At 46.0% G+C, this 24,753-nt stretch carries 16 protein-coding genes; 11 read left to right on the plus strand and 5 right to left on the minus strand.

Going from position 1 to position 24,753, the window contains the following annotated elements; translation table 11 throughout:
- Positions 1-105 precede the first annotated feature (105 nt).
- Positions 106-2,412, minus strand: coding sequence for a bifunctional dihydroorotate dehydrogenase B NAD binding subunit/NADPH-dependent glutamate synthase (locus DW096_RS15190; protein WP_005823564.1), 2,307 nt, complete (start codon positions 2,410-2,412; stop codon positions 106-108).
- A 196-nt stretch (positions 2,413-2,608) separates the two neighbouring features.
- Here DW096_RS15190 and DW096_RS15195 point away from each other — a divergent pair, with 196 nt between their 5' ends.
- Genes DW096_RS15195 through DW096_RS15205 form a run of 3 tightly spaced genes read left to right on the plus strand, consistent with a single transcriptional unit; the run spans position 2,609 to position 6,466 of the window.
- Positions 2,609-4,744 carry a TonB-dependent receptor domain-containing protein gene (locus DW096_RS15195; RefSeq protein ID WP_034533151.1) on the plus strand — a complete coding sequence of 712 codons (2,136 nt, stop codon included), beginning with the start codon at positions 2,609-2,611 and terminating at the stop codon, positions 4,742-4,744.
- A 5-nt stretch (positions 4,745-4,749) separates the two neighbouring features.
- A complete protein-coding gene (locus DW096_RS15200) occupies positions 4,750-5,763 on the plus strand; it encodes a sensor histidine kinase (RefSeq protein WP_005828900.1) in 1,014 nt (337 codons plus the stop codon).
- 1 nt (position 5,764) lies between these two features.
- Positions 5,765-6,466, plus strand: coding sequence for a LytTR family DNA-binding domain-containing protein (locus DW096_RS15205; protein WP_005828898.1), 702 nt, complete (start codon positions 5,765-5,767; stop codon positions 6,464-6,466).
- Positions 6,467-6,613: 147 nt separating this feature from the next.
- Here DW096_RS15205 and serS read toward each other — a convergent pair whose 3' ends face one another.
- The 4 genes from serS to DW096_RS15225 form a co-directional block, all read right to left on the minus strand.
- Positions 6,614-7,888 (minus strand): serine--tRNA ligase, encoded by a 1,275-nt coding sequence (gene serS / locus DW096_RS15210; protein WP_117962689.1) that lies wholly within the window; start codon positions 7,886-7,888, stop codon positions 6,614-6,616.
- Between the two features lie 141 nt (positions 7,889-8,029).
- On the minus strand, positions 8,030-8,299 hold the full coding sequence (gene rpmA, locus DW096_RS15215; RefSeq protein WP_005828893.1) for a 50S ribosomal protein L27: 270 nt from the start codon (positions 8,297-8,299) through the stop codon (positions 8,030-8,032).
- 22 nt (positions 8,300-8,321) lie between these two features.
- The gene (gene rplU / locus DW096_RS15220) at positions 8,322-8,639 is read right to left on the minus strand and encodes a 50S ribosomal protein L21 (protein ID WP_005828892.1); all 318 of its coding nucleotides are present in this window, start codon (positions 8,637-8,639) and stop codon (positions 8,322-8,324) included.
- Positions 8,640-8,865: 226 nt separating this feature from the next.
- Entirely contained in the window at positions 8,866-10,878 is a 2,013-nt protein-coding gene (locus DW096_RS15225; RefSeq protein WP_120028802.1) for an HAD-IA family hydrolase, read from the minus strand.
- A 173-nt stretch (positions 10,879-11,051) separates the two neighbouring features.
- Here DW096_RS15225 and DW096_RS15230 point away from each other — a divergent pair, with 173 nt between their 5' ends.
- The 8 genes from DW096_RS15230 to DW096_RS15265 all read left to right on the plus strand — a co-directional run bounded on the left by DW096_RS15230 (position 11,052) and on the right by DW096_RS15265 (position 24,722).
- Positions 11,052-13,283 (plus strand): GH92 family glycosyl hydrolase, encoded by a 2,232-nt coding sequence (locus DW096_RS15230; protein WP_117866265.1) that lies wholly within the window; start codon positions 11,052-11,054, stop codon positions 13,281-13,283.
- Positions 13,284-13,294: 11 nt separating this feature from the next.
- Complete coding sequence (locus tag DW096_RS15235; RefSeq protein WP_005828885.1) at positions 13,295-13,888, plus strand: RNA polymerase sigma-70 factor; 594 nt, start codon at positions 13,295-13,297, stop codon at positions 13,886-13,888.
- An 11-nt stretch (positions 13,889-13,899) separates the two neighbouring features.
- The gene (locus tag DW096_RS15240) at positions 13,900-14,889 is read left to right on the plus strand and encodes a FecR family protein (RefSeq protein ID WP_005835480.1); all 990 of its coding nucleotides are present in this window, start codon (positions 13,900-13,902) and stop codon (positions 14,887-14,889) included.
- Between the two features lie 65 nt (positions 14,890-14,954).
- Positions 14,955-17,231, plus strand: a complete 2,277-nt coding sequence (locus DW096_RS15245) for a GH92 family glycosyl hydrolase (protein WP_057097194.1) — start codon at positions 14,955-14,957, stop codon at positions 17,229-17,231.
- 303 nt (positions 17,232-17,534) lie between these two features.
- Positions 17,535-20,921, plus strand: coding sequence for a TonB-dependent receptor (locus DW096_RS15250; RefSeq protein ID WP_016272633.1), 3,387 nt, complete (start codon positions 17,535-17,537; stop codon positions 20,919-20,921).
- Between the two features lie 11 nt (positions 20,922-20,932).
- Positions 20,933-22,522 carry a RagB/SusD family nutrient uptake outer membrane protein gene (locus DW096_RS15255; protein ID WP_005828876.1) on the plus strand — a complete coding sequence of 530 codons (1,590 nt, stop codon included), beginning with the start codon at positions 20,933-20,935 and terminating at the stop codon, positions 22,520-22,522.
- A gap of 22 nt (positions 22,523-22,544) precedes the next feature.
- Positions 22,545-23,558 carry a glycoside hydrolase family 18 gene (locus DW096_RS15260; RefSeq protein ID WP_057282035.1) on the plus strand — a complete coding sequence of 338 codons (1,014 nt, stop codon included), beginning with the start codon at positions 22,545-22,547 and terminating at the stop codon, positions 23,556-23,558.
- A gap of 9 nt (positions 23,559-23,567) precedes the next feature.
- Positions 23,568-24,722: a DUF1735 and LamG domain-containing protein gene (locus tag DW096_RS15265; protein WP_005828870.1), complete on the plus strand. Its 1,155-nt coding sequence runs from the start codon at positions 23,568-23,570 to the stop codon at positions 24,720-24,722.
- The last annotated feature ends 31 nt before the right edge of the window (positions 24,723-24,753 follow it).

Below are 24,753 nucleotides of genomic sequence, written 5' to 3' on the forward strand. Positions count from 1 at the left end.
TCTTGAAATATTTAAATTGTATGCTAGAAGGGGCAAGTAGAGGGAGAGGTTGTAGTAGAATAAAAAAGGTGGAGTTCGTATGTCTCCACCTTTCATGACAGATTCTTATTTTTTTAGCTGCTCGTTCATCGCTGCTGCTGCCTTTCGTCCGTCTCCCATGGCAAGGATTACGGTGGCACCTCCGCGGACAATGTCGCCTCCGGCAAAGATGGTCGGGATGGACGACTGCATGTTATCATTGACGGCAATCGTTCCCTTCCGGCCTAATTCCAATCCCTTGATGGAGCTTGGGACAATCGGGTTGGGAGATACACCTACGCTGACGATGGCAAGGTCGATGTCGATGGTTTCTGTGGCTCCGGGGATGGGTACGGGACTGCGGCGTCCGCTGGCATCCGGTTCACCCAATTCCATTTTCTGAAGCACCACTTGTTTTACTTTTCCTTGTTCGTCGGCAATGTATTCGATTGGGTTGTGGAGGGTCAGGAATTCTACACCTTCTTCCTTGGCATGTTTCACCTCCTCGATACGTGCCGGCATTTCTTCTTCCGAACGACGGTAGATAATCATGGCACGCTCTGCACCGAGACGGCGTGCGGTACGTACGGAGTCCATAGCTGTATTTCCACCACCTATCACGGCTACGCATTTGCCGAAAGGAACCGGAGTATCGGAGTCTTCACTGGCGGCATCCATCAGATTGACACGGGTCAGGTATTCATTGGACGAGAGGATATTGATGGAGTTCTCGCCGGGGATATTCATAAAGTTGGGCAGTCCTGCTCCGGAAGCTACGAATATGCCCTTGAATCCTTCCTCTTCCAGTTGTTCCACGCTGAGCGTCTTACCGATAATGCAGTCCTTGACGAATTCCACTCCCATTTTGGCAAGGTTGTCAATCTCCACATCCACCACTTTGTTGGGCAGGCGGAACTCCGGAATGCCGTATTTCAATACACCGCCAATCTCATGCAGTGCTTCGAAAACGGTAACGTCATAGCCATACTTTGCCATATCTCCGGCAAACGACAGACCGGCGGGACCCGAACCGATGACGGCAACTTTGATGCCGTTCTTTTCCTTGATTTCCGGTACGGAGATTTGCCCGCTCTCCCGTTCGTAATCGGCGGCAAAGCGTTCCAGATAACCGATAGCTACCGGCTTCTCGTTCATCTTCAGGTGTATACATTTGGATTCACACTGCTTTTCCTGCGGACAGACGCGACCGCAGACGGCAGGCAGTGCACTGGTTTCTTTCAGTGTCTTGGCCGCTTCGAGGAATTCTCCGCGCTCAATGTTCTTGATGAAGCGGGGGATGTCGATACCTACGGGACAGCCTTCCGTGCAGCCCGGATTAGCACAGTCCAGGCAACGCTTGGCTTCGGTCAGTGCCTGCTCTTCCGTCAAGCCTTGATTGACTTCCTCCTTGCGGCTGTGCGAACGATATTCCGCATCGAGTTCGTTCATCTCTACACGTGGAATGGCGGTACGCTCTTTGGCTTTCATGGACTTGCGTAGTTCTTGGCGCCAGGCGGCATTGCGGCTTTTCTCGTCCGCTTCCTGCACGTTCTCATGGGTGGCTTGGCAGGTCTGAGGTTCTTCCAGTTTGTGCATCTCTTCGCGTTCGATGCTCTTGAAGGCACCCATGCGTTTCAGCATTTCGTCGAAGTCCACTTGGTGCCCATCAAACTCAGGACCATCCACGCATACGAATTTGGTCTTTCCTCCGATGGTGATTCGGCAAGCTCCACACATGCCGGTACCATCTACCATAATCGTATTCAGGGATACATCCGTGGGGATTTCGTATTTCTTTGTCAGCAAACAAACAAATTTCATCATGATGGCGGGGCCGATACAGAAACATTTGTCTACCTTCTCGCGCTTGATGACTTCCTCCACGCCTTCCGTCACCAGTCCTTTGCGTCCGTAAGAGCCGTCATCGGTCATGATGATGACTTCGTCGGAGCTTTCGCGCATCTCCTTTTCAAGGATAATGAGTTCCTTGGTGCGTCCAGCCAGCACGGTGATGACGCGGTTACCGGCAGCTTTTAGCGCTTGCACGATAGGGAGCATGGGAGCTACGCCTACACCACCTCCCGCACAGACCACAGTACCGAAGTTGTCAATGTGCGTGGCTTGTCCCAACGGGCCGACAACATCCGTAATGTAATCGCCTTCGTTCAGTTCGCAAAGACGGGTAGAGGAGAGCCCGACTTCCTGAACCACCAGTGTGATGGTTCCCTTTACCGGGTCGGCTTCCGCAATGGTAAGCGGCATACGTTCGCCTTTTTCGCCCACACGTACAATGACAAAGTGCCCTGCCTTACGTGATTTGGCAATCAATGGTGCTTCAATGACTAACTTAAAGACCTTTTCAGAAAAGTGTTCTTTGCTAATGATTTTATTCATTATCTAATAATTTTGTTGGTGTAATTAAGCAATTACTGTCAGATTGATAGATTTTGCAAAGATAGGGGTTATTTGGTAATATCAAAAGAAGAATAGGGTAAAACTGCATGTTGTCACTGGATAACATTCCTTTGTCACTATAATTTGTTCACTTTCTACAGCCTGCCTACTTTTGAAATAAAAAATGAGGAAGAGTATGTATCGAAATGTTTTTTTAGGGGCAATTTTATTGAGTATGCCTTTGGTGGTTTGGTCGCAGCAGGATACGATTGCCGACCAGCGTTTGGAAGAAATTATGGTAACTGCTAAACTCCCGTTGGTAGAAATATCTGCCGGTAAAACAAGTTACCGGATGGATGCGTCAGTCACTCAAAGTACGGGAAGTCTTTATGATGTTCTTGCTTCCCTGCCGGGAGTCGTGATAGATTCCAATGGTAATATCTTGCTGAACGGACAAAGCGGTGCGACGATTCTGATGGATGGCAAGCCTACTTATCTTTCGGGAGATGAATTGATGAGTCTGTTGAAATCTACTCCTGCAACTAATGCTGATAAGATAGACTTGATAACCCAGCCTTCCGCACGCCACGATGCGGCGGGAAGCTCCGGGTTGATTGATATCCGTACAAGAAAAATCAGACTGCGCGGTGTGAATCTGGCCTTGAACGGCAATGGCAGTCTTGGACGGACGGGTAGCGGTTATGGAGGTGCCTCCATGAATATCCGGGAGAATAAGTTCAATCTTTATTTGAACTATTCGTATTATCAGGGGAAGGATGTCATAGACTTGTTTATCGACCGTGCGTTCGAACGGGATGGAGGAAGGATGATGCAGGACTCTTACCGGAAGCGTAGGAATTATTCGCACTATTTTCGTACCGGATGTGATTATTATCTCAATGAGCGGACAGTTTGGGGAGTCTCATTGGGTGGAAACTTTTCCCGGCAAAGGGAAAATGCAGGCATGTTTACGGAAATCCGAGAAACCGGAGTTGCGGGAAATACTTACAGCCATGCGGAGCAAAACCGGAATAATGTTTCTGCCGGAACCAGTATGGTGCACAAGCTGAAAAGAGAAGGGGGAGAACTCAGCGCTTCTTTTGATTATTTCCATTACTACCGTGTTGGAAACCAGTTGATGGATAGTTTTAAGCCCGATACATTGAAAGGGGATATGAAGGGAAATACCGACTTATATGTCGGACAGATAGATGCGGTTTATCCATTGAGTGAGGTTTGGAAGTTACAGGCCGGAGTCAAAACCTCATTTGTTACGATAGACAATACGGCAGGTTATATGCGTCCGTCGGTTTCCGGCTGGCTGCCGGATGGGGCACTTGGTTCCCGATTCGTATATGATGAGAATATCAATGCCTCTTATCTACAAGTCGGCTATGAGAAAGACCGCTTGAAAATCTCAGCGGGTCTAAGGTTGGAACATACCCATGTACACGGGGATTTTGGAGGAAATACACAACAGAAAGACTCTTCGTTTACAACGAATTACTTCCAATTGTTTCCTACTATTGCTTTGCAATACGGTTTGACTTCGGAACATCTGTTTCAGCTTTCGTATGGCAGGCGTATTACCCGCCCCAATTATGGTGATTTGAATCCTTTTACCTATATATTTGATGACTATACCCATGAAGGGGGAAATACGAAGCTGCATCCTTCTTTCTCTGATAATATAGAGTTGGGGTATGTGTATCGTGACTGGTTTCAGACAGTGCTCTTTTTCTCGCATACAGATGATGCTATCATGAAGAGCTATCGCGAACAGGAGGGGCGGCGTATCTATGTAATGCCCCAGAATCTGTCTTCCTATGTACAGACGGGTATGCGTGTACATGCCGCCAACCTCTCACCTGTTTCTTTTTGGAAGGTGAATCTGACCGCTATCGGTATTTATAATAATTATGGTTGGACGGAGCAAGGGCAGAAAATGAAAAACCGTATGTTTACCCCGATATTCGGCTGCATGAACCAGTTTGCTTTCACTTCCGTATGGTCGGCCGAACTTTCGGCAAATTATAATGGACGAATGGCCTACGGACAAGCCACAGTACATCCGGCGCTGGAAGTGAATGTCGGCATCCAAAAGAAGATGTTCCGTAACAGATGCACCGTTACCTTGTTTGCCAAGGATGTATTCAACACCAATTATCAAAAAGTAGATATTCAATCTCCCGGTGTGCAGGCGTTTGTTGACGAACGGCACAACAAACGTGTGCTGGGTATTGCTTTCGCCTGGCGTTTTCAAAAAGGCAGCGAGACAAAAGAAAGCAGAAGGAAAAAAGAAATAGATGAAACAAAAAGAGTAAATTTGTAACTGTTATGGGCAGACTGTGGAACAAGTGGCTGGTGCCGGCATTATTTGCCGTGATTCTTTTTCTGTGTATTCGTGTGGCGAATGATATTCCGAAACATGAATACTATTGGGAAAGTAATGAGTGGAATTTCATGCTGAAGGATATGCTTGTGGTACTCTTCATGTCTTATCCTATCTTTTTTCTATTGAAGTATTGGCTTCGTTTGTGCCGGAAGCGGAAGTTGGTATGGTGGCAGGAATACGGGGTAGTTGTCCTGACGGTTCCCGTCTGGTGTCTTCTGACGATGTGGGTCATCCGCTTTTTGATGGGGGTAAGTCTTGATTTATACGATGTGCCTGTTCCGGCCATAGTCAGTATGTTGCTTGGCGGCTTCTTTTATATATTCTTGCGTAATCAGATGATACAGAAGGAAAATGAAGCTCAACGCCTGCAGTTGGAGAAGATAAAAAATGACCAGCTCCAGACAGAACTGAAATTCCTTAAAGCGCAATATCATCCACACTTTCTTTTTAATGTACTCAATACGGTTTATTTTCAGATAGATGAGAATAATGAGGCTCCGCGGCATACTCTTGAGCAATTGTCCGATTTGCTTCGTTACCAATTATACAATGATGGGGAGAAAGTGCAAGTCCGTGTGGAAGTGGAATATCTGAAACAATACATCAGCCTATGTAAACTTCGTGCTACGAAGCGGCTGCAGTTGCAGGTGCATTTCGATGAAATGGAGGCGCAGGTTGAGATTTATCCATTGTTGTTTGTACCGTTGGTGGAGAATGCTTTCAAATATGTGGGAGGGAACTATTTTATAGCTATGGATATGTGTCTGAAAGAAGGCAAGTTGTGTTTTAGTATTGAAAATTCTATACCGGAACCATTAGTGCACCAGAAAGGAAAACATGGAATCGGCATAGAAAATCTGAGGCGCAGGCTGGAGCTGCTATATCCGGAGCGTCATACGCTGGACATAAATAGAGGAGATACTTTGTTTAGAGTAAAACTTGTGATAGAATTATAGGATGAAACAGGTAAAATGTGTAATAACCGATGACGAGCCTACTGCATGTGAAGGATTGCAACGCTATGTGGAAAAGGTGGATTTCCTTTCTTTAATGGGTGTATGTGAAGATACTATGCAGTTGAACACTCTTTTGCAGACTGAGCAGCCGGACTTGTTGTTTCTGGATATTGAAATGCCTTATCTTTCGGGGCTTGAACTCTTGGCATCTCTTGCCCATCCGCCTCATGTGATTATCACTTCCGCTTATGAGCAGTATGCATTGAAAGGTTATGAACTTGATGTTACGGACTATCTGTTGAAACCGATTTCGTTTGACCGGTTCCTGAAAGCGGTGAATAAAGTACATGGTCTTTTGCAGCAGGAGAAATGGCCGGATGAAGCTAATAATTTTATATTTGTCCGTTCAGACCGTCAGATGCATAAGGTGTTGTTTAAGGATATTCTGGTGGTGGAGGGGCTGGAAAATTACGTCTGTATTTATACGGAAAGCACAAAGCTGCTTGTACGTTCTACCATGAAGCGTATGATAGAGGCTCTTCCTGGTGGAGTATTTCAGCAAGTCCATAAATCATATCTGATAAATTTGGAAAAGATTGAGATGATAGATGGCAATCGGATTATAGTTGGGAGGCATACTGTTCCGGTGGCACGTAATTTCCGCGAGGAGGTGTTTGCACGTATTTTGAAGAATACTTTGTAGTTGCGCAGGAGAAGCTTGTCATGATAAAACTCCGGGCACGAATTACATGGATTTCACGTTTTTTGCTAACCGCAACTGTGAAATTCATGTAATTCGTGCCCGAAAGAAAGTGTCAAAGGCGTATTGCTGCACGTGACTATTATGGCCTTAGTCTATTATTTCAAATCCCGTATACGGAACCAATGCCTTTGGTATGCGGATTCCTTCTGGAGTCTGGTTGTTTTCCAGCAAGGCGGCAACAATGCGTGGCAGAGCGAGTGCGGAACCGTTCAGCGTATGGCAAAGCTCTGTTTTCTTTTCTGCCGTACGGTAGCGGCATTTCAGACGGTTGGCTTGATAAGTGTCAAAATTAGAGACGGAACTTACTTCCAGCCAGCGTTTCTGTGCTTCGGAATACACCTCAAAGTCAAAACAGAGGGCAGCCGTGAAGCTCATATCGCCACCGCAAAGGCGCAGGATGCGGTAGGGGAGTTCCAGCTTTTGAAGCAAACCTTCCACGTGGTCCAACATCTCCTGGTGGGATTGTTTGCTGTGTTCCGGTTTGTCGATGCGTACCAGTTCCACTTTGGAGAATTCGTGCAGGCGGTTCAAGCCACGTACGTCTTTCCCGTATGAACCGGCTTCACGGCGGAAACATTGTGTGTATGCACAGTTCTTGATGGGCAACTGCTTTTCGTCCAGAATCACATCACGGTAGATGTTGGTTACGGGGACTTCGGCGGTAGGAATCAAGTAGAGGTCGTCCACTTCGCAATGATACATTTGCCCTTCCTTGTCAGGCAGCTGTCCCGTGCCGTAGCCGGAAGCGGCGTTCACCACTGTGGGCGGCATTATTTCCGTATAGCCGGATTTGCGTGCTTCGTCCAGGAAGAAGTTGATGAGTGCGCGTTGCAGTTGTGCGCCTTTGCCTTTGTATACGGGGAAGCCGGCACCGGTAATCTTGACACCCAGGTCAAAGTCTATCAAGTCATATTTCTTGGCCAGTTCCCAGTGGGGCAGGGCGTCTTTGGGCAGCTCGGTTTCCATACCACCTATTTTCTCTACTACATTGTCGTCGGCACCTACGCCTTCAGGCACGCTGTCGTAGGGAACGTTGGGGATGGTATAAAGCAAAGTCTGCAAATCGTTGGCAGCCTGGTCCGTATTGGCTTGCAAGTCCTTGTTGACTTCTTTCAGCTCGGCCACGCGGCTTTTGGCGGCTTCTGCTTCTTCTTTCTTGCCCTCCTTCATCAGTTGTCCGATGGATTTGGAGAGTGAGTTGGCTTCTGCCAGGTTTTTATCTAGGATGGTTTGATTGGCTTTTCTTTTGTCATTGAAGTCCAGCACTTGTGCAATGGTTTCTTTTGCATTCTTGAAGTGCTTCTTTTCCAGTCCGCGGAGAACCGCGTCGGTGTTTTCTGTAATTTGTTTGATGGTAAGCATATCTTATACTTGTTTTTATGTTATTCGGTTTTGTGAGTGCAAAGATATGGAAAAAACAAATAAAGTGTTGCTTTTGACATAAAAGAAAGGGATGCAACCTATTCGGATTGCATCCCTTTTCCTTATTTCTTGTTCGGAAACTTATGCTTCTGCATTTTCTGCAGGGATAACAGAAACTGAACGTCTGTCTTCCTTGCCCACTTTGAATTGTACAGTTCCGTCTACTAAAGCGAAAAGAGTGTGGTCTTTTCCCATACCGATGTTATTACCCGGGTGGAATTCAGTACCTCTTTGACGAACGATGATGTTACCTGCTTTGCAAGCTTCGCCACCAAATATCTTAACGCCTAATCTCTTGCTCTGTGATTCGCGGCCGTTCTTAGAACTACCGACACCTTTTTTATGTGCCATTTCTTCTTACTGTTTTAATTGATTAAGCTACTACTTCTGTAATTGTTAACTCTGTGAATTGTTGACGGTGACCGTTCAACTTACGATAACCTTTTCTTCTTTTCTTGTGGAAAACAAGAACTTTATCGCCTTTTACCATGTTTGATACGACCTGGCAAACAACCTTTGCACCCTCTACTGTGGGAGCACCTACGGTGATGTTGCCGTCTTTGTCTACCAAAAGAACCTTGTCAAACTCTACTGTTGCACCGTTTTCTGCATTCTGGATGTGGTGTACAAACAGCTTTTTGCCAGCTTCTGCTTTGAATTGCTGACCGTTGATTTCTACAATTGCGTACATTTCTTATATATAATGTATAAGTTAGCTCCGTCGGGTGGTCTCTAATCACTTAGAAAGCACTTGGTCGAACCCGGTGCGGAATAATCGGGCACAAAAGTACTCTTTTTATTCTAAATAGACAAATGTTCTTTTGCTTTTTTGTTCTTTTAATGCAGATTGTACTTTTAGATTATTGGAGAAAAACTGTTTCATCAAGGAGAAACAGTCCGTGTAGGGATGGTTTCTGTTACAAAATGAATTTCAGAACATAGATACCGGCCAGCATCAGCGCCATTACAAGACACGCGAATATGACGAGTAGCACAAGACTGTAAGTCAGCATGAGGATAGTGCGCCAAAAGCTTCTCCACCAGGTGCAGCGGTACAATTGTTTGTAATCCCAACAGAATAGGACGAAAATAAGCCATAAAGGCAGCTCATACAAATCGTCTACCTTTGCGTACCCGTTGAAAGGCAGCACGATGATGCTCAGCAGGAGTATCTGGCAAGCTATGTAGGCTTGTATGAACACATGCTCCGTGGTATTGTAGTTTAACTTATATTTCCGGCGTCGGAAGGCAAGTTGGGTGGCAAGTGCAAACAAAGGCAGTGTGGCAATGATGCGGAATGCCTTGTTTCCGTGTCCCCAGCTCTTCATCAGATTCCATACTTTCATTAGGAAAGGAGAGTTCTGGAAGACTTTTTCCAGTCTGTCTCCCACTTCCGAGGTGTCGTTTACAAATTCATCGATGAGGTCGCCATCATCGCTGTTCTGTTCGGATACCTGTGTGGCAGAAGTGGAGTCGTTCTTCTCTTCCAGTTTGTTCAAGCTTTTCTCCAGGCTTTTTATAGTGATGGCGAGGGCTCGCTTTTCCTCTTTGCTATAGGTTTTCTCCATCTTTTTGGTAAGCTTCTCTTTAGCGGCAATGATTTCTTCTTTGTCTGTCTGCTCTGTCTTTTCCGTCTTTTCTTTTTTGCTCAGAGCTTCCGGGTCTACCAGTTGTACAGCCATGATATAAAGGGCTGCAAGAATGAAGAGTGTCTGGAACGGGCGAAAATACTCTACACGCTTACCGCCGATGAAGTCTCTAATCATGTATCCCGGACGGTAGAGGAGTTCCAGAAGGGTACGTCCAAAGCCATTATCTATATTGAAGAAGCCTCCGGCAATGTTTTTAAGCGCGTTGCTCAACCGATAGCGTGGAGTGTTACGGCTTTGTCCGCAACGGTTACAGTAGTTGCCGGTATAGGTGGTGCCACAATTCAGGCAGGTGCAGGTTTCGTTGCCAGCGGGAGGAGTTTTTCTCCCTTGTATCAGCTTGATGTGAAATGCGCGTAAGCGTACTGCGCAGGGGTGCCACCATGAGTCGATGAAAGTTTTTGCTTTGTTGGGTAGTATCCTTCTTTTTTGGAGGATACCCCACAATGTCAGTATGAAAACAACCGGGAAGAAGTTGCTGTCGTCGGTCATGTCCAGCTCTTCAATAGCCAGCCAGAAGAGTGTCACTAGAAGGAGGATTTGCCAGACGCTTATCCTTTTCTGTTTCCGGGGAGAAGTGGCATGCGCGTTTTCCGGCCGGATGGGATTTTCAATCTTGAATATGGAAGGATACTCCTCCTGAACTGCCAGCAGTTCTTCCAAGGTGTTCATTATTTTCCGGTGTGGGTACTTCTCCAATTCTTTGGCAGTGGTTACTCCGTGGGTGACTCCAGCAAAGTCTACTCCGGCCGCTTGGGCTGTTTCCGCATCTACCGTGCTGTCGCCTATATAGAGGGTCTCGGCTTTGCTGACATGTAGCCGCTTAATGGCAAGGAGTAGCCCTTCGGGAGATGGCTTGGCGGCTTTCACGTCTTCACCACCCACGATGATGTCCATAAAATCTTCAGGAAAATGCTGGTCGAGGAGTTCCTTGATGCGGAATCGGTATTTGGTCGAGATGATTCCGATGCGGGCGCCGGAGTCCTTCAGTGCAGTCAGTACGGACTTGGTTTCCAGGAAAAGCACCGTGTTGACAGTCATATGCGTATCGGCCTCTTTTCGGTATTCTGCCTTGAATCCTGCCAGTTGTCCGGCATCTGTCACGCCGGTGAGGACGGAAAAAGAGTCTTCCAGAGTCTTGCCGATAGTACGTTTGATGTCGTCATCCGTCACCTCTGTATATCCGTGACGGGTCAGTACGTTGCGGAAACAAGTGACGATTCCGCGGGAAGAATCAGCAAGCGTATAATCAAAGTCGAAAAGATAGGTCGTGTAATTCATTGTGACTTTTTGTGACAAAGATAGTGTAAAGTATATTTTTACAAAATAAAAAAGAGGATTAATCGGAATTTTGTATTACTTTTGTTTGCATGAATTCTGTAGAAAAGTGACAAGATGTGTAAGTGTTTTATCCGGTTAGGTTGTTATACTATACACGTTAACCCTATAATGTTATGAATTTGATAAAATCTTGTTGTTTGTTTGTGGTCTTTTCATCCTTTCTGGCATGCACCTCGCAGGTGTCGGATGTGAAGAGTGTGTCTTATACAGAGTTTGTGAATCCCTTTATCGGTACAGATTTTACTGGAAACACCTATCCGGGTGCCCAGGCGCCGTTTGGCATGGTGCAGCTCAGTCCTGACAACGGACTGCCGGGCTGGGACCGTATTTCCGGATATTTTTATCCGGACAGTACCATTACAGGCTTCAGCCATACCCATCTCTCCGGAACCGGCGCTGGTGACTTGTATGACATCTCTTTTATGCCGGTGACATTGCCTTATAAGGAGGCGGAAGCTCCGCTCGGCATTCACTCTTTGTTCTCTCATTCGGAAGAGTCGGCAAGCGCTGGATATTATCAGGTGCGTCTGAAAGATTATAATATAAATGTAGAGTTGACGGCCACCGAGCGTTGTGGCATTCAGCGGTATACTTTCCCAAAAGCCGATGCTGCCGTTTTCCTGAATTTGCGGAAAGCCATGAATTGGGATTTTACCAATGATTCTCACATAGAAGCCGTCGATTCGGTAACGGTGCAAGGTTACCGTTACTCTGACGGTTGGGCACGCGACCAGCGCCTCTACTTCCGTACACGTTTCTCCAAACCGTTTGCTGCGATGCAGCTCGATACAGCTGCCATAGAGAAAGAAGGCAAGCGGATAGGAACATCTGTCATTGCACGATTCGACTTTCAGACTAAGGAAGGAGAACAGATTCTTGTCAGTACTGCCATCTCCGGTGTAAGTATGGAAGGGGCGGCACGTAATCTAGCAGCAGAAGTACCTGATGATGATTTCGACAAATACCTGGCTGCTGTGCAGGATGATTGGAACGAACAATTGTCCCGGATAGAAATAAAATGCGATGACCGCGATGAGAAAGTCAAGTTCTATACAGCTTTATATCATTCGATGATTGCTCCTACCATTTACAGTGATGTGGACGGCGCCTATTACGGTCCCGACAAGCAAGTGCACCGGGTAGAGGGCTGGACAAATTACAGTACTTTCTCCTTGTGGGACACTTACCGTGCGGCTCATCCTCTCTATACTTTTATTGAGCCGGAACGGGTGAATGATATGGTGAAGTCCTTCCTCGCCTTCTTCGAACAGAACGGCCGCCTTCCCGTATGGAATTTTCAGGGGGGCGAGACAGATATGATGATAGGTTACCACTCTGTGCCGGTTATTGTAGATGCCTATCTGAAAGGTATTGGGGACTTCGATGCGAAAAAGGCCTTGGAGGCTTGTGTAGCTACTGCCAATATCGATTCCTATCGTGGCATTGGGTTATATAAGAAATATGGCTATGTTCCTTATAATGTGACAGATCAGTATAATTCGGAAAACTGGTCACTTTCTAAAACACTGGAATATGCATATGATGACTATTGTATAGCCCGTATGGCAGAGAAGCTGGGCGATAAGGAGGTTGCGGACGAGTTTTATAAGCGTTCCCGTAATTACCGGAATGTCTACAATCCGGTAAGTTCTTTCATGCAGCCCCGTGATGACAAGGGAGAGTTTATCCGGAACTTCTCGCCGGACGACTATACTCCGCACATCTGCGAGAGCAACGGCTGGCAATACTTCTGGTCTGTGCAGCAGGATATTGACGGTTTGATAGTTTTGACCGGAGGTAAGGAACGGTTTGCCCAGAAGCTGGACAGTATGTTTACTTACAATCCTTCTGCAGATGATGAGTTGCCTATTTTCAGCACCGGGATGATTGGCCAGTATGCGCATGGAAATGAGCCTAGCCATCACGTCATCTATCTGTTCAATGCTGTGGATCAACCTTGGAAAACCCAGAAATATGCAGCCCGGGTGATGCGTGAACTCTACCTGAACACTCCTGCCGGTTTGTGCGGCAACGAGGATTGCGGACAGATGTCCGCCTGGTATGTGTTCAGTGCGATGGGCTTTTATCCGGTAGACCCGGTTGGTGGAAAATATGAAATCGGTACCCCCCTATATCCGGAAATGAAGATGCACCTGCCCGGTGGAAAGACCTTTACGGTACTGGCGCCGGCGGTGAGCAAGGAAAATTGCTACATTCAATCTGTCAAACTCAACGGTAAGAACTATGACAAAAGTTATATTACGCATGAACAGATAATGGATGGAAGTGTTTTCGAATTTGAAATGGGGGATAAGCCAGGTCAGGCATGGTACAGTCCCCGATAACCGGCTAACATATGAATGAACATTTCGACTTGACATATAAATCCCTTTTCCGCAGGTATTATACCAACCTGCTGTTCTATGCCACACGCATTGTGGGGGAAGAAGATGCGGAAGATGTGGTACAGGATGTTTTCGTGGAGCTGTGGAAGCGGAAAGATACCATGAAGGTGGGAGAGCAGATTCAGGCTTTTCTGTATAGGGCGGTGTATACCCGTGCCTTGAACGTTCTGAAGCATCGGGACATTGTGAGTGGCTATGAGGCTGTCATGCTCGAAATCCATAAAAAGAGGGTTGAGTTCTATCAACCTGACAGCAATGATGTGGTGAAACGGATAGAGGATGCCGAACTCAGGAGGAAGCTGTCCGATGCCATCAATGAATTGCCGGACAAGTGCCGGATGGTATTCAAACTCAGCTATCTGCATGATATGAAGAATAAGGAGATAGCTGATACAATGGGAGTGTCATTGCGTACGGTGGAGGCCCACATGTACAAAGCTTTGAAGTTGCTGCGTGATAAACTGGGGTATCTGAACCTGATGTTGGCTCTGTTTTTCATCGGGAAAGTAAGTGTTTTTGCGAGCAGCGTTGTTTTATTATCATAATGAAGGAAAGAATGAATAAGTTGAATGAGGAGATATTGGCCAAGTTCCTTATGGGTGAATGTACGGAAGATGAACTTCGTGAGGTGAACGCCTGGCTGGAAGAGTCGGGTGAGAATGCACGCGAATTGTTCAGGCTGGAGGAGATTTACCACTTGGGGAGACTGGGGGATACTTCGAATACACAAGACATAGAAAAGGCCGAAAAGCGATTGTTTAAAAGGCTGGAACAAGAGAAGACGAAACAATACAAGGTACGGAGGATGGTTGGGTGGATACGGTATGCGGCCGTATTTGTGGGCTTCTTCCTTTTGGGTACTTTCGGCTATCTTTTTTATCAGACTTATAGCCAGCCGGAAACATTACTGGCTGTCACCACTCATGATAAGATTAAGGAACTGAAACTGCCGGATGGAACCAAAGTCTGGCTGAATAAAAACACTACCCTGAAATATCCACATGAGTTTGCAGGGAAGGGAAGAAAGGTTTATCTGGAAGGAGAAGGATATTTTGAGGTGATGAGGAATCCGGAAAAACCGTTTGTCGTACAGAGTGAGGTCATGCAGGTCAGAGTATTGGGAACTGTTTTCAACCTCAAGTCTGACAAGGCTAAGATGTCTGCAGTAGCTACCCTTTTGAAAGGCGAAGTAGAGGTGAAAGGTAATCATGGCGAGGGTATGATTATCCTTGCCCCCGGACAGAAAGCCGAGCTGAACGGAATGACTAGGCGTCTGGTGGTGAAGCAGGTGGATACGGGAATCGAAAACTGGCACAATAATGAGTTTGTCTTTGAGAAGGCTGACCTATACACCATTGCGCGTACATTGGAGAATTCGTATGGGGTGAGGGTAATTCTGGCACCGAACATAGATGTAAGCAAGACTTACTCGGGTACACTGAAGAAAAAAGAGAGTGTAGGGGCTGTGCTGAATCTGATAAAGAATGCCATTCCATTGGAGTATAAAATTGTGGGGAACAGTGTTTTCCTCTCCTCAATGAAGTAGGAAGGCCGCACAAATTCGAGATATGACGAGAAGAATTTATTTAATACTAACAACTTTCTAATATTATGCGAAAATTAATCCTATTGTTTTTTTTTGTGAGCAGTGCTTTATGGCTGCATGCCAAAGACTTTACCCGGTATGTCAGTCCTCTTGTCGGCACGCAGTCTACTTTCGAGCTTTCCACCGGTAATACCTATCCTGCGATCGCACGTCCCTGGGGTATGAACTTCTGGACTCCTCAGACAGGTAAGATGGGTGACGGCTGGCAATACGTCTATACCGCGAACAAGATCCGTGGTTTCAAGCAGACACACCAGCCCAGTCCCTGGATTAACGACTACGGGCAGTTCTCCATTATGCCGGTGGTTGGCAAACCCGAGTTTGATGAAGAGAAGCGTGCAAGCTGGTTCTCCCACAAGGGCGAAGTAGCACTTCCTCATTATTATAAGGTATATCTTGCCGAACACGATGTGGTTACCGAGTTCACCCCTACCGACCGTGCCGTATTGTTCCGTTTCACTTTCCCTGAAAATGATCATTCATACATTGTTGTCGATGCCTTTGACAAGGGCTCTTATGTGAAGATACTTCCGGAACAGAATCGTATTATCGGTTATACTACCCGTAACAGCGGCGGTGTTCCCGAGAACTTCAAGAACTATTTCGTGATAGAGTTCGACAAGCCTTTTACTTATAAGGCGTCTGTAGCCGATGGCGTCTTGACCGAGAATAAGGTTGAGCAGGAAGCCGGACATGCCGGTGCTGTTATCGGTTTCAAAACCCGTAAGGGTGAAGTGGTACATGCCCGTGTAGCCTCTTCTTTCATCGGTTTTGAGCAGGCTGACCGTAACTTGAAGGAGCTTGGCAATGACAATTTGGAAACACTGGTTCAGAAAGGTCAGGATGCCTGGAACAAGGTGCTGGGCCGTATTGATGTGGAAGGCGGAACCCTTGACCAGTACCGTACTTTCTACTCATGTTTGTATCGTTCCTTGTTGTTCCCGCGTGCATTCTATGAACTGGATGAGGCGGGAAATCCGATTCATTACAGTCCCTACAATGGGCAAGTGTTGCCCGGCTATATGTATACGGATACCGGTTTCTGGGACACTTTCCGCTGTCTTTTCCCATTCCTCAACCTGATGTATCCGTCGGTGAACAGGCAGATTCAGGAAGGTCTTGTCAACACCTATAAGGAAAGCGGTTTCTTCCCCGAATGGGCAAGTCCGGGTCACCGTGGCTGTATGATTGGCAACAACTCTGCTTCCGTACTGGCAGATGCCTATCTGAAAGGTGTGAAGGTGGAGGATGTGCAGATGTTGTACGAAGGTCTCATCAACGGTACAAAGAATGTCCATCCCGAGGTCTCTTCTACGGGTCGCCTCGGCTATGAGTATTACAACAAGCTTGGTTATGTTCCCTACGATGTGAAAATCAACGAGAACACTGCCCGTACTTTGGAGTATGCTTATAATGACTGGTGCATCTACCGCATGGCAAAAGAACTGAACCGTCCGAAGAAGGAGCAGAAACTCTTTGCGGAACGTGCCATGAACTATAGGAATGTATTTGATAAGGAAAGCAAGCTGATGCGTGGTCGTAATCAAGACGGCCAGTTCCAGTCTCCTTTCTCTCCTTTGAAGTGGGGTGACGCCTTTACTGAAGGTAACAGCTGGCACTATTCCTGGTCTGTATTCCACGACCCTCAAGGTCTGATAGACCTGATGGGTGGAAAAGAGTCTTTCGTAGAGATGCTTGACTCTGTATTTATTGTCCCGCCCTTGTTCGATGACAGCTACTACGGCCAGGTAATCCATGAAATCCGTGAGATGACAGTGATGAATATGGGTAACTATGCCCATGGCAACCAGCCCATCCAGCACATGATTTACCTTTATAACTACGCCGGGGAACCTTGGAAGGCCCAATATTGGCTTCGTCAGGTAATGAACCGCATGTATACTGCCGGTCCCGACGGTTATTGCGGTGACGAGGACAACGGTCAGACTTCCGCGTGGTATGTCTTCTCTGCACTTGGTTTCTATCCGGTTTGCCCTGGTACGGACGAGTATGTATTGGGCGCCCCTCTGTTCCGTAAGGCTACCCTCCATTTCGAGAACGGTAAGTCCCTGACAATTGACGCTCCGGATAACTCACCGGAGAACATGTATATCGAGTCTCTCAAGGTGAACGGCGTGGATTATTCCAGGAATTATCTGACGCATGGCGATTTGCTGAATGGCGGTACCTTGAGGTTTGATATGGGCAGCCAGCCTAATATGAAGAGAGGTACGCAGCCGGAAGATTATCCTTATTCTTTCTCGAATGAACTGAAGAAGTAAAGAATAGTAATAATATAGTAAGAAAAGGGTTGCCTCGAAAATAAGTTGATATATCATTTTGTTATTTACTATCTGTATTATAGGTGTTTTTCTTGAATCAGGTGGAAATAATTATTTACTTCGTTAGTAATATTGAGCAAAATGATATATCAACTTGTTTTCGGGGTAACTCTTTTTTTTAGGATTAATGATAAAAAAGATACTTTTTCAGTAAGTGTATTTTCATTGTCTGTTGTTTTATATAGGAATGCGAGAGAATGAATCTCTCGAAGTAATTTATTGTATAACCTATAAATTGTGTTTATGAAAGACAATTATGCTTTTCGGAGTTCGACGTTCATGCGGGCTTTATTAGTTTTGTTGTTCATGGCAGTTTCTATCCAGTGGGGCTTTGCCCAGTTAAACCTGAATGTGTCTCGCGGCACATTGGGGACAGTCATTGAACAAATCAAGTCTCAATCCAAGTATCAATTTTTTTATGACGACAAACTGGCTGCGTTGCCGGTAGAAAACGTCAAAGTGAACAATGCGTCTATAGAAGATGCTTTGAATGTTATTCTCAAAGGGAAAGACATTTCCTATAAAGTGGAGGATAACATCGTTTATCTTTCTGAGAAGTCTGCTGCTCCTCAAGAGGGCAACCAACAAGGGAAAGAACGGACGATTACCGGAGTCGTGTCAGATGACATGGGACCTCTGATTGGTGTGAATGTATTGATAAAAGGTACTAGCAACGGGTGTATTACCGACCTCGACGGTAACTTTACGCTGACCACTACGGAAACGAATCCGGTGATTGTATTCTCTTATATCGGTTATACTACGCAGGAAATCCCCGTGAAAGGTAATGCACCGATTAATGTAATGATGGCCGGAGATACCCAACAGCTTGAAGAAGTTGTGGTTACTGCACTCGGTATCAAGCGTTCGGAAAAGGCATTGTCCTACAATGTACAGCAGGTGAATACAGATGCCATTACTTCCAATAAAGATGCCAACTTTGTGAACTCATTGAGTGGTAAGGTAGCGGGTGTGAACATCAATGCTTCTTCATCCGGTGTAGGTGGTGTATCAAAGGTAGTGATGCGTGGTACGAAATCTATCATGCAGTCTTCCAATGCACTTTATGTAATTGACGGTGTGCCTATTTTCTCTGGCCGTGGTACTGCCGGAGGTAAGGAGTTCGACTCCCAGGGATCTTCAGAACCGATTGCCGATATCAACCCGGAAGACATCGAGTCAATGTCAGTCCTGACTGGTGCCGCCGCTGCTGCCTTGTATGGTTCGGAAGCTGCCAACGGTGCCATTGTCATTACTACAAAGAAAGGTAAAGAAGGTAAGGTGAGCCTTACTGTCAGCAGTAATACTGAATTCACCAATCCGTTTGTGATGCCGAGCTTCCAAAACCGTTACGGTACGGGAACCGGTGGTGTGATGAGCACTTCAGGAGCCATGAGCTGGGGAGCGCCTTTGTCTGCAGCCAATAACTACAATTACAGCCCGAGAGATGATTATTTCCAGACGGGTATTGTAGGAACAGAGAGCATTTCTTTGTCAACCGGTACAGAGAAAAACCAGACGTATGCATCGGCTGCTGCTGTAAACTCCAAGGGTATTGTTCCCAACAACAAATACAACCGTTACAACTTTACGGTACGTAACACCACTACTTTCCTGGACGACAAGATGACTCTGGATTTCGGTGCAAGCTATATTCTGCAGAATGACCAGAACATGACGAACCAGGGTACTTACAACAACCCGTTGGTGGGTGCTTATTTGTTCCCGCGCAGCAACGACTGGTCTGATATCAGCATGTATGAGCGCTATGACGCTGCCCGTAAAATTTATACGCAATACTGGCCGGTAGGTGACGAAGGTATGGTAATGCAGAATCCTTATTGGATTAACTACCGCAATCTGCGCCAGAACAAGAAGGACCGCTATATGCTGAATGCCGGTTTGAGCTATAAGATTCTGGACTGGCTGACTGTTTCAGGACGTGTACGTTTGGATAACTCCAACAATGATTATACAGAAAAGTTCTATGCTTCTACCAATACACAGCTCACCGAGAGCTCTTCACGAGGTCTTTATGGTATTACCAAGACGCAGGACAAACAGTTGTATGCAGACTTCCTGGTGAGTATCAACAAATATTTCGGTGAAGACTGGTCACTTCAGGCCAATGTCGGTGGTTCATTCTCCGATATACGTTCGGATGCAATGAAAACACGTGGTCCGATTGCTGATGGTGGCGATGCCTTCAGCGGCGAACCGGTAGGTTTGACCAACTACTTTGCCATCCAGAACCTGAGTGCCAGCAAGACACAGCGTTTGCAGGAAGGATGGCGTGAACAGACCCAGTCTCTCTTCGCTTCGGCTGAGCTTGGTTACAAGAACACTTACTTCTTGACGCTGACCGGACGTAACGACTGGCCTTCACAGCTGGCAGGTCCCAACTCCAACAGCAAATCATTCTTCTATCCTTCAGTCGGTGGTTCTGTTGTACTGTCTGAGCTAATGCCTAACTTGAACAAAGATTATCTTTCTTTTATAAAGGTTCGTGGTTCATGGGCATCTGTTGGTAGTGCTTTCTCCAGATATTTGGCTAATCCTCACTATGAATGGAATTCAAGTTCCGGCCAGTGGAGTATCACGACCCAATATCCGTTGTACAATTTGAAACCTGAACGTACCAATTCTTGGGAAATCGGTTTGAACATGCGTTTCCTCAAGAACTTTGAATTGGACGTGACATATTACAATGCCAAGACTATGAACCAGACATTCAACCCGCAGTTGCCTGTCAGCGGTTGGTCGGCTATGTATATCCAGACTGGTGCCGTACGTAACTCCGGTATTGAGTTGTCGCTGAATTACAAGAATACCTGGAAAGATTTTACATGGGATACCGGTATAACCTTCTCCAGTAACAAGAATAAAATCCTGACTTTGGCAGACAATGCCATCAATCCCGTTACCGGTGAGCTGTTCTCTTTGAGCACGTTGAATATGGGTGGCTTAGGTGATGCCCGCTTCTTGCTGAAAGAAGGTGGGAGCATGGGTGACCTTTACTCACTGCGAGATATGAAACGTGATGCCAATGGACAGATTTTTGTGGACCAAAATGGAACGGTTGCTACGGAAGCCATAACGGACCCGGATAAATACATCAAGTTGGGAAGCGTACTTCCTAAAGGTAATTTGGCTTGGCGTAATAACTTCATTTGGAAGAATTTCACAGCAGGTTTCTTGATTTCAGCCCGTTTGGGTGGTGTGGTTTACTCACGTACACAAGCTATGTTGGACTATTACGGTGTGTCCGAGGCTTCTGCCGATGCACGTGATTTAGGTTACGTGTTGGTGAATGGTAGAGATAAGGTAAACCCCGAAACATGGTACGGTGTAGTAGGTAGCGGCACGTCTGTTCCCCAATACTACACTTATTCTGCTACCAATGTTCGTCTGCAGGAAGTATCTTTGGGTTACACCATCCCCAGAAAGTTGTTGAATGATGTGTGCGATATCAAGGTTTCGTTGGTAGGCCGCAACTTGTGGATGATTTACAGCAAGGCTCCTTTCGATCCCGAAAGTGTAGCTTCTACCGATAACTTTTATCAGGGAATAGACTATTTCATGATGCCGGCTTTGCGTAACATCGGCTTTAGCTTGAGCTTTAAATTTTAATACCAAACGATATGAAAAAGAAAAATATTATAAATAAATTGATTGTTGCTCCGTTGGTTATGGGCTTTATGTCCTGTACCGGCAATTATATGGATATCAACTCCAATCCTTATCAACCGGGTGATTTGACTCCGGATGATTATGCACTGGGTTCTGCCATGAGTAACTTGGCAAGTACGGTTATCTCATCAGATGTCAATACGGCACAGTTTACTGATTGTTTGTTGGGTGGACCGTTGGGAGGTTATTTTGCCGATTCAAATGCCGGCTGGTCCAATACAATATCCAATTTTAATGCTACAAATGACTGGACGCGTGTGTTCTTGATAAGTGACCGTATCATTTCAACACTTTACGGTAACTTGAGCACAGTGAAACAAGTATCGGAGAATACCAATAATCCGGTTCCTTATGCCATTGCTCAAATCATAAAGGTTGCTGCCATGAGTCGCGTGACTGATGCGTATGGTCCTATTCCTTATTCTAAAATCGGTCAGGATGGCAAGATTACCATTCCTTATGATACGCAGGAAGAAGTATATAACGCATTCTTCAAGGAACTGGACGAATCCATCGAGGTGCTGACTGAAAACAGAAATGCGGCGTTGGTTGCTTCTGCAGATTTCGTGTACAGTGGTAATGTACAGAAGTGGGTGAAGTTTGCCAATTCATTGAAACTGCGTTTGGCTATCCGTATTGCCAATGTAAGCCCTGCTAAGGCTAAAGAAATGGCTGAAAGTGCAGTGAATCACGAGTTGGGTCTGATTGAAACAAATGCAGACAATGCTACATGGAAGTATTTCGGTACAATTAGCAATCCGTTGTTTGTGGCAGTACGTTACAATGAAGAAGCTTCAGGTGGTGATACCCATCCTGCTGCCGACATCATCTGCTACATGAACGGTTACAACGACAATCGTCGTGCCAGCTATTTTGAGGAATCAAAATGGCCTGGAGAGACTTATGTAGGATTACGTCGCGGTATCAACCTCAGTAAGATGAAAGAGTATTTCATCAATTATTCGCGTGTGAAGATTTCCTCTTCTGATCCCGTGCTTTGGATGAATGCGGCAGAAGTTGCCTTCTTGCGTGCTGAAGCCACTGCAATCTATGGTTTCAACATGAAAGGAACCGCTGCTGATTTTTATGAACAAGGTGTCCGTCTCTCTTTCGAACAGTGGGGAGCTACCGGTGTAGACAGCTATCTGGCTGATGAAAGCAGTGTACCTGCTCTTTACAAAGATCCCGCCGGTCTTAATACTTATGAAAAGAACCTTTCAGCCATTACTGTCAAGTGGAATGAAGGGGCATCCAAGGAAGAAAAACAGGAACGTATCATTACCCAGAAGTGGATTGCGAATTGGCCGTTAGGTAACGAAGCTTGGGCTGACTATCGCCGTACAGGCTATCCCAAACTGTTGCCTGCAACCAGTGAAGGTAACTTGAGTGGTGGAATTGTTGATAGCGAGAAAGGTGCACGCCGTATGCCTTATCCTTCTGAAGAATATACAAGTAATACTGAAAACGTGCAAGAGGCAGTAAACAGCTATCTGGGTGGACCGGACAACATGGCTACTGACGTATGGTGGGCACGCAAATAATAACAATAAATGCTGAATAATTATGAAATTATATAAGAAATCATTCAAAGGAATCGCGCTGGCAGCTTTTTCCGTATTGGCATTGTCTGCCTGCTCTGACTGGACGGATTCAGAGAGTATTAAACTGAAAGAACCCGGAATCGACGAACAGTCTCCCGAACTATATGCCAAGTATCTGAAGAACTTGCGGGAATACAAGAATTCTGACCATAAGATTGTATACGGCTGGTTTGATAATAGTGAGAAAGTTCCTTTCAGCCGCGGGCAGCACATGTCGGATGTTCCCGACAGCCTGGACGTAATTATCGCAACTACTCCCGATTTGGCGGAATTCGAATTGGAAGATATTGCAAATGTACATGAGAAGGGAACGAAAGTATTCTATTCCATCAGCTATGACAATATCTTGAAGGAACATACCGACAAGGTGAAAGAAGGAACAGAAACATCTGCATTCTCGGCTTATCTGTCGGCTGAGCTGAACAGACTGATAGCTCTTGAAGCACCTTTCGACGGTATTGTAGCCGAGTATCGTGGTAGCAATCCTATCTACATGTCCGAAGCCGACAAGGCTGAAGCAAAGGCAAATCAGGATACTTTCTTCGGTGTGATATCCAACTGGAAGAGTGCCAATTCAGGTAAGCAACTGGTGTTCCAGGGGTATCCTGCCAACCTGATAGGCCAGTCTGTGCTCTCTTCTTGTGACCATATCATCTTGATTACAAATGATGTCACGGATGTTGCCCAACTGGGGATAGAAGCGCTTCAGGCCTTGATGGCAGACGGTGTTCCGGCTGACCGCTTCATTGTATCGGCATCTACCGTCTCTCTGGATACAACAGATAAGACTACCGGATATTACAATGCTTTGAGAGCTCTGTCGGAAGCTGCTTATTGGGTGACAGAACCGTCTGCAGAGTTTACAAAAGCTGGTCTGGCTATTGAGAACATGCAGAATGATTATTACAATGCTACCAATACCTATCAATACGTGAGAGAAGCTATCAATATTATGAATCCTGCTCCTAAAAAATAAAAGAATATCATGAAACTGAAAAGTATATATTTAGTATCGATGGCATTATTGGCAGGTGTATTTGCTGCTTGTAATGATAATGACGTTGAGAATTTCGATAATCAGGTGTATATCAACGGCTCGGCGATGACCAGTACTGTGTTGTTGAAAAACACTGTTTCCGATACGGAAGGTTCATTCCGGATTTCAATGGCCCGTCCTGAATCGCAGGATATAACTATTGCCTTGAAGGCGGACCCTTCACTGGTGGCTACTTATAACGCTACCTATTATGACACAGCCGAGGCTCTGCCGGAAAACTATTATACGGTAGAAACTCCGCAGGCTACCATTTTGGCCGGTGCTGTCATTTCAGACGACATCACTGTCAGCTTCAAGAACTTGACGGAGCTGGACCGTGAGAAGGTATATGTATTGCCGGTTACGGTAGACCAGGCAAGCATCGGAGTCTTGAAGAGCTCCGGTACCATGTACTACGTGCTGAAGGGTGCCGCATTGATTAATACGGTTCCTGATATTACCAAGAATCTGGTTTACGTAACTTGGACCAATCCAGATGTAGCCAATAATATGAATAAGCTGACGGCAGAAGCGTTGATTCGTGTAAGCAAGTTTGACAAGATGCTGACTTCCATTATGGGGATCGAAGGTAAGTTCCTGCTCCGCATCGGTGATGCCGGAATTCCTCAAAACCAGTTGCAGGTGGCTACAAGTAGCGGCAATGTGACCGATGAGAGTCTGGTTATTCCGACAAACGAATGGACACATATCGCTGTGACCTACGATGCGGATGCAAAAACAGTTATAATCTACATCAATGGTAAGAATATGCTGGAGACTACTTTGGACTGCGGAGTCGTGAACTGGGGCCAGACCATGACCGATGAAGGTAACGGATTCTGGATTGGCCATTCATACAATCGTGACCGTTGGTTGGAAGGTAATATCTCAGAGGTGCGTATCTGGAACAAGGTGTTGACATCAGCAGAAATCAATGCAAAGGACCACTTCTACCAGGTAGAGCCGGATGCTGACGGACTGGTTTCTTACTGGAAGTTCGATGAGGGCGCCGGTACTGCCATTCACGATTATAGCGGAAATGAGAACAATGCTACTGCAGTGGAATCATTGACTTGGACTGCTGTGGAACTGCCCGCTAAATAATTTAGTTATACCTTAATTCAAATAAAAAGAT

The organism is Bacteroides sp. AM07-18 (genome assembly GCF_003602695.1).
GTDB classification, from domain to species: Bacteria; Bacteroidota; Bacteroidia; order Bacteroidales; family Bacteroidaceae; genus Bacteroides; species Bacteroides uniformis.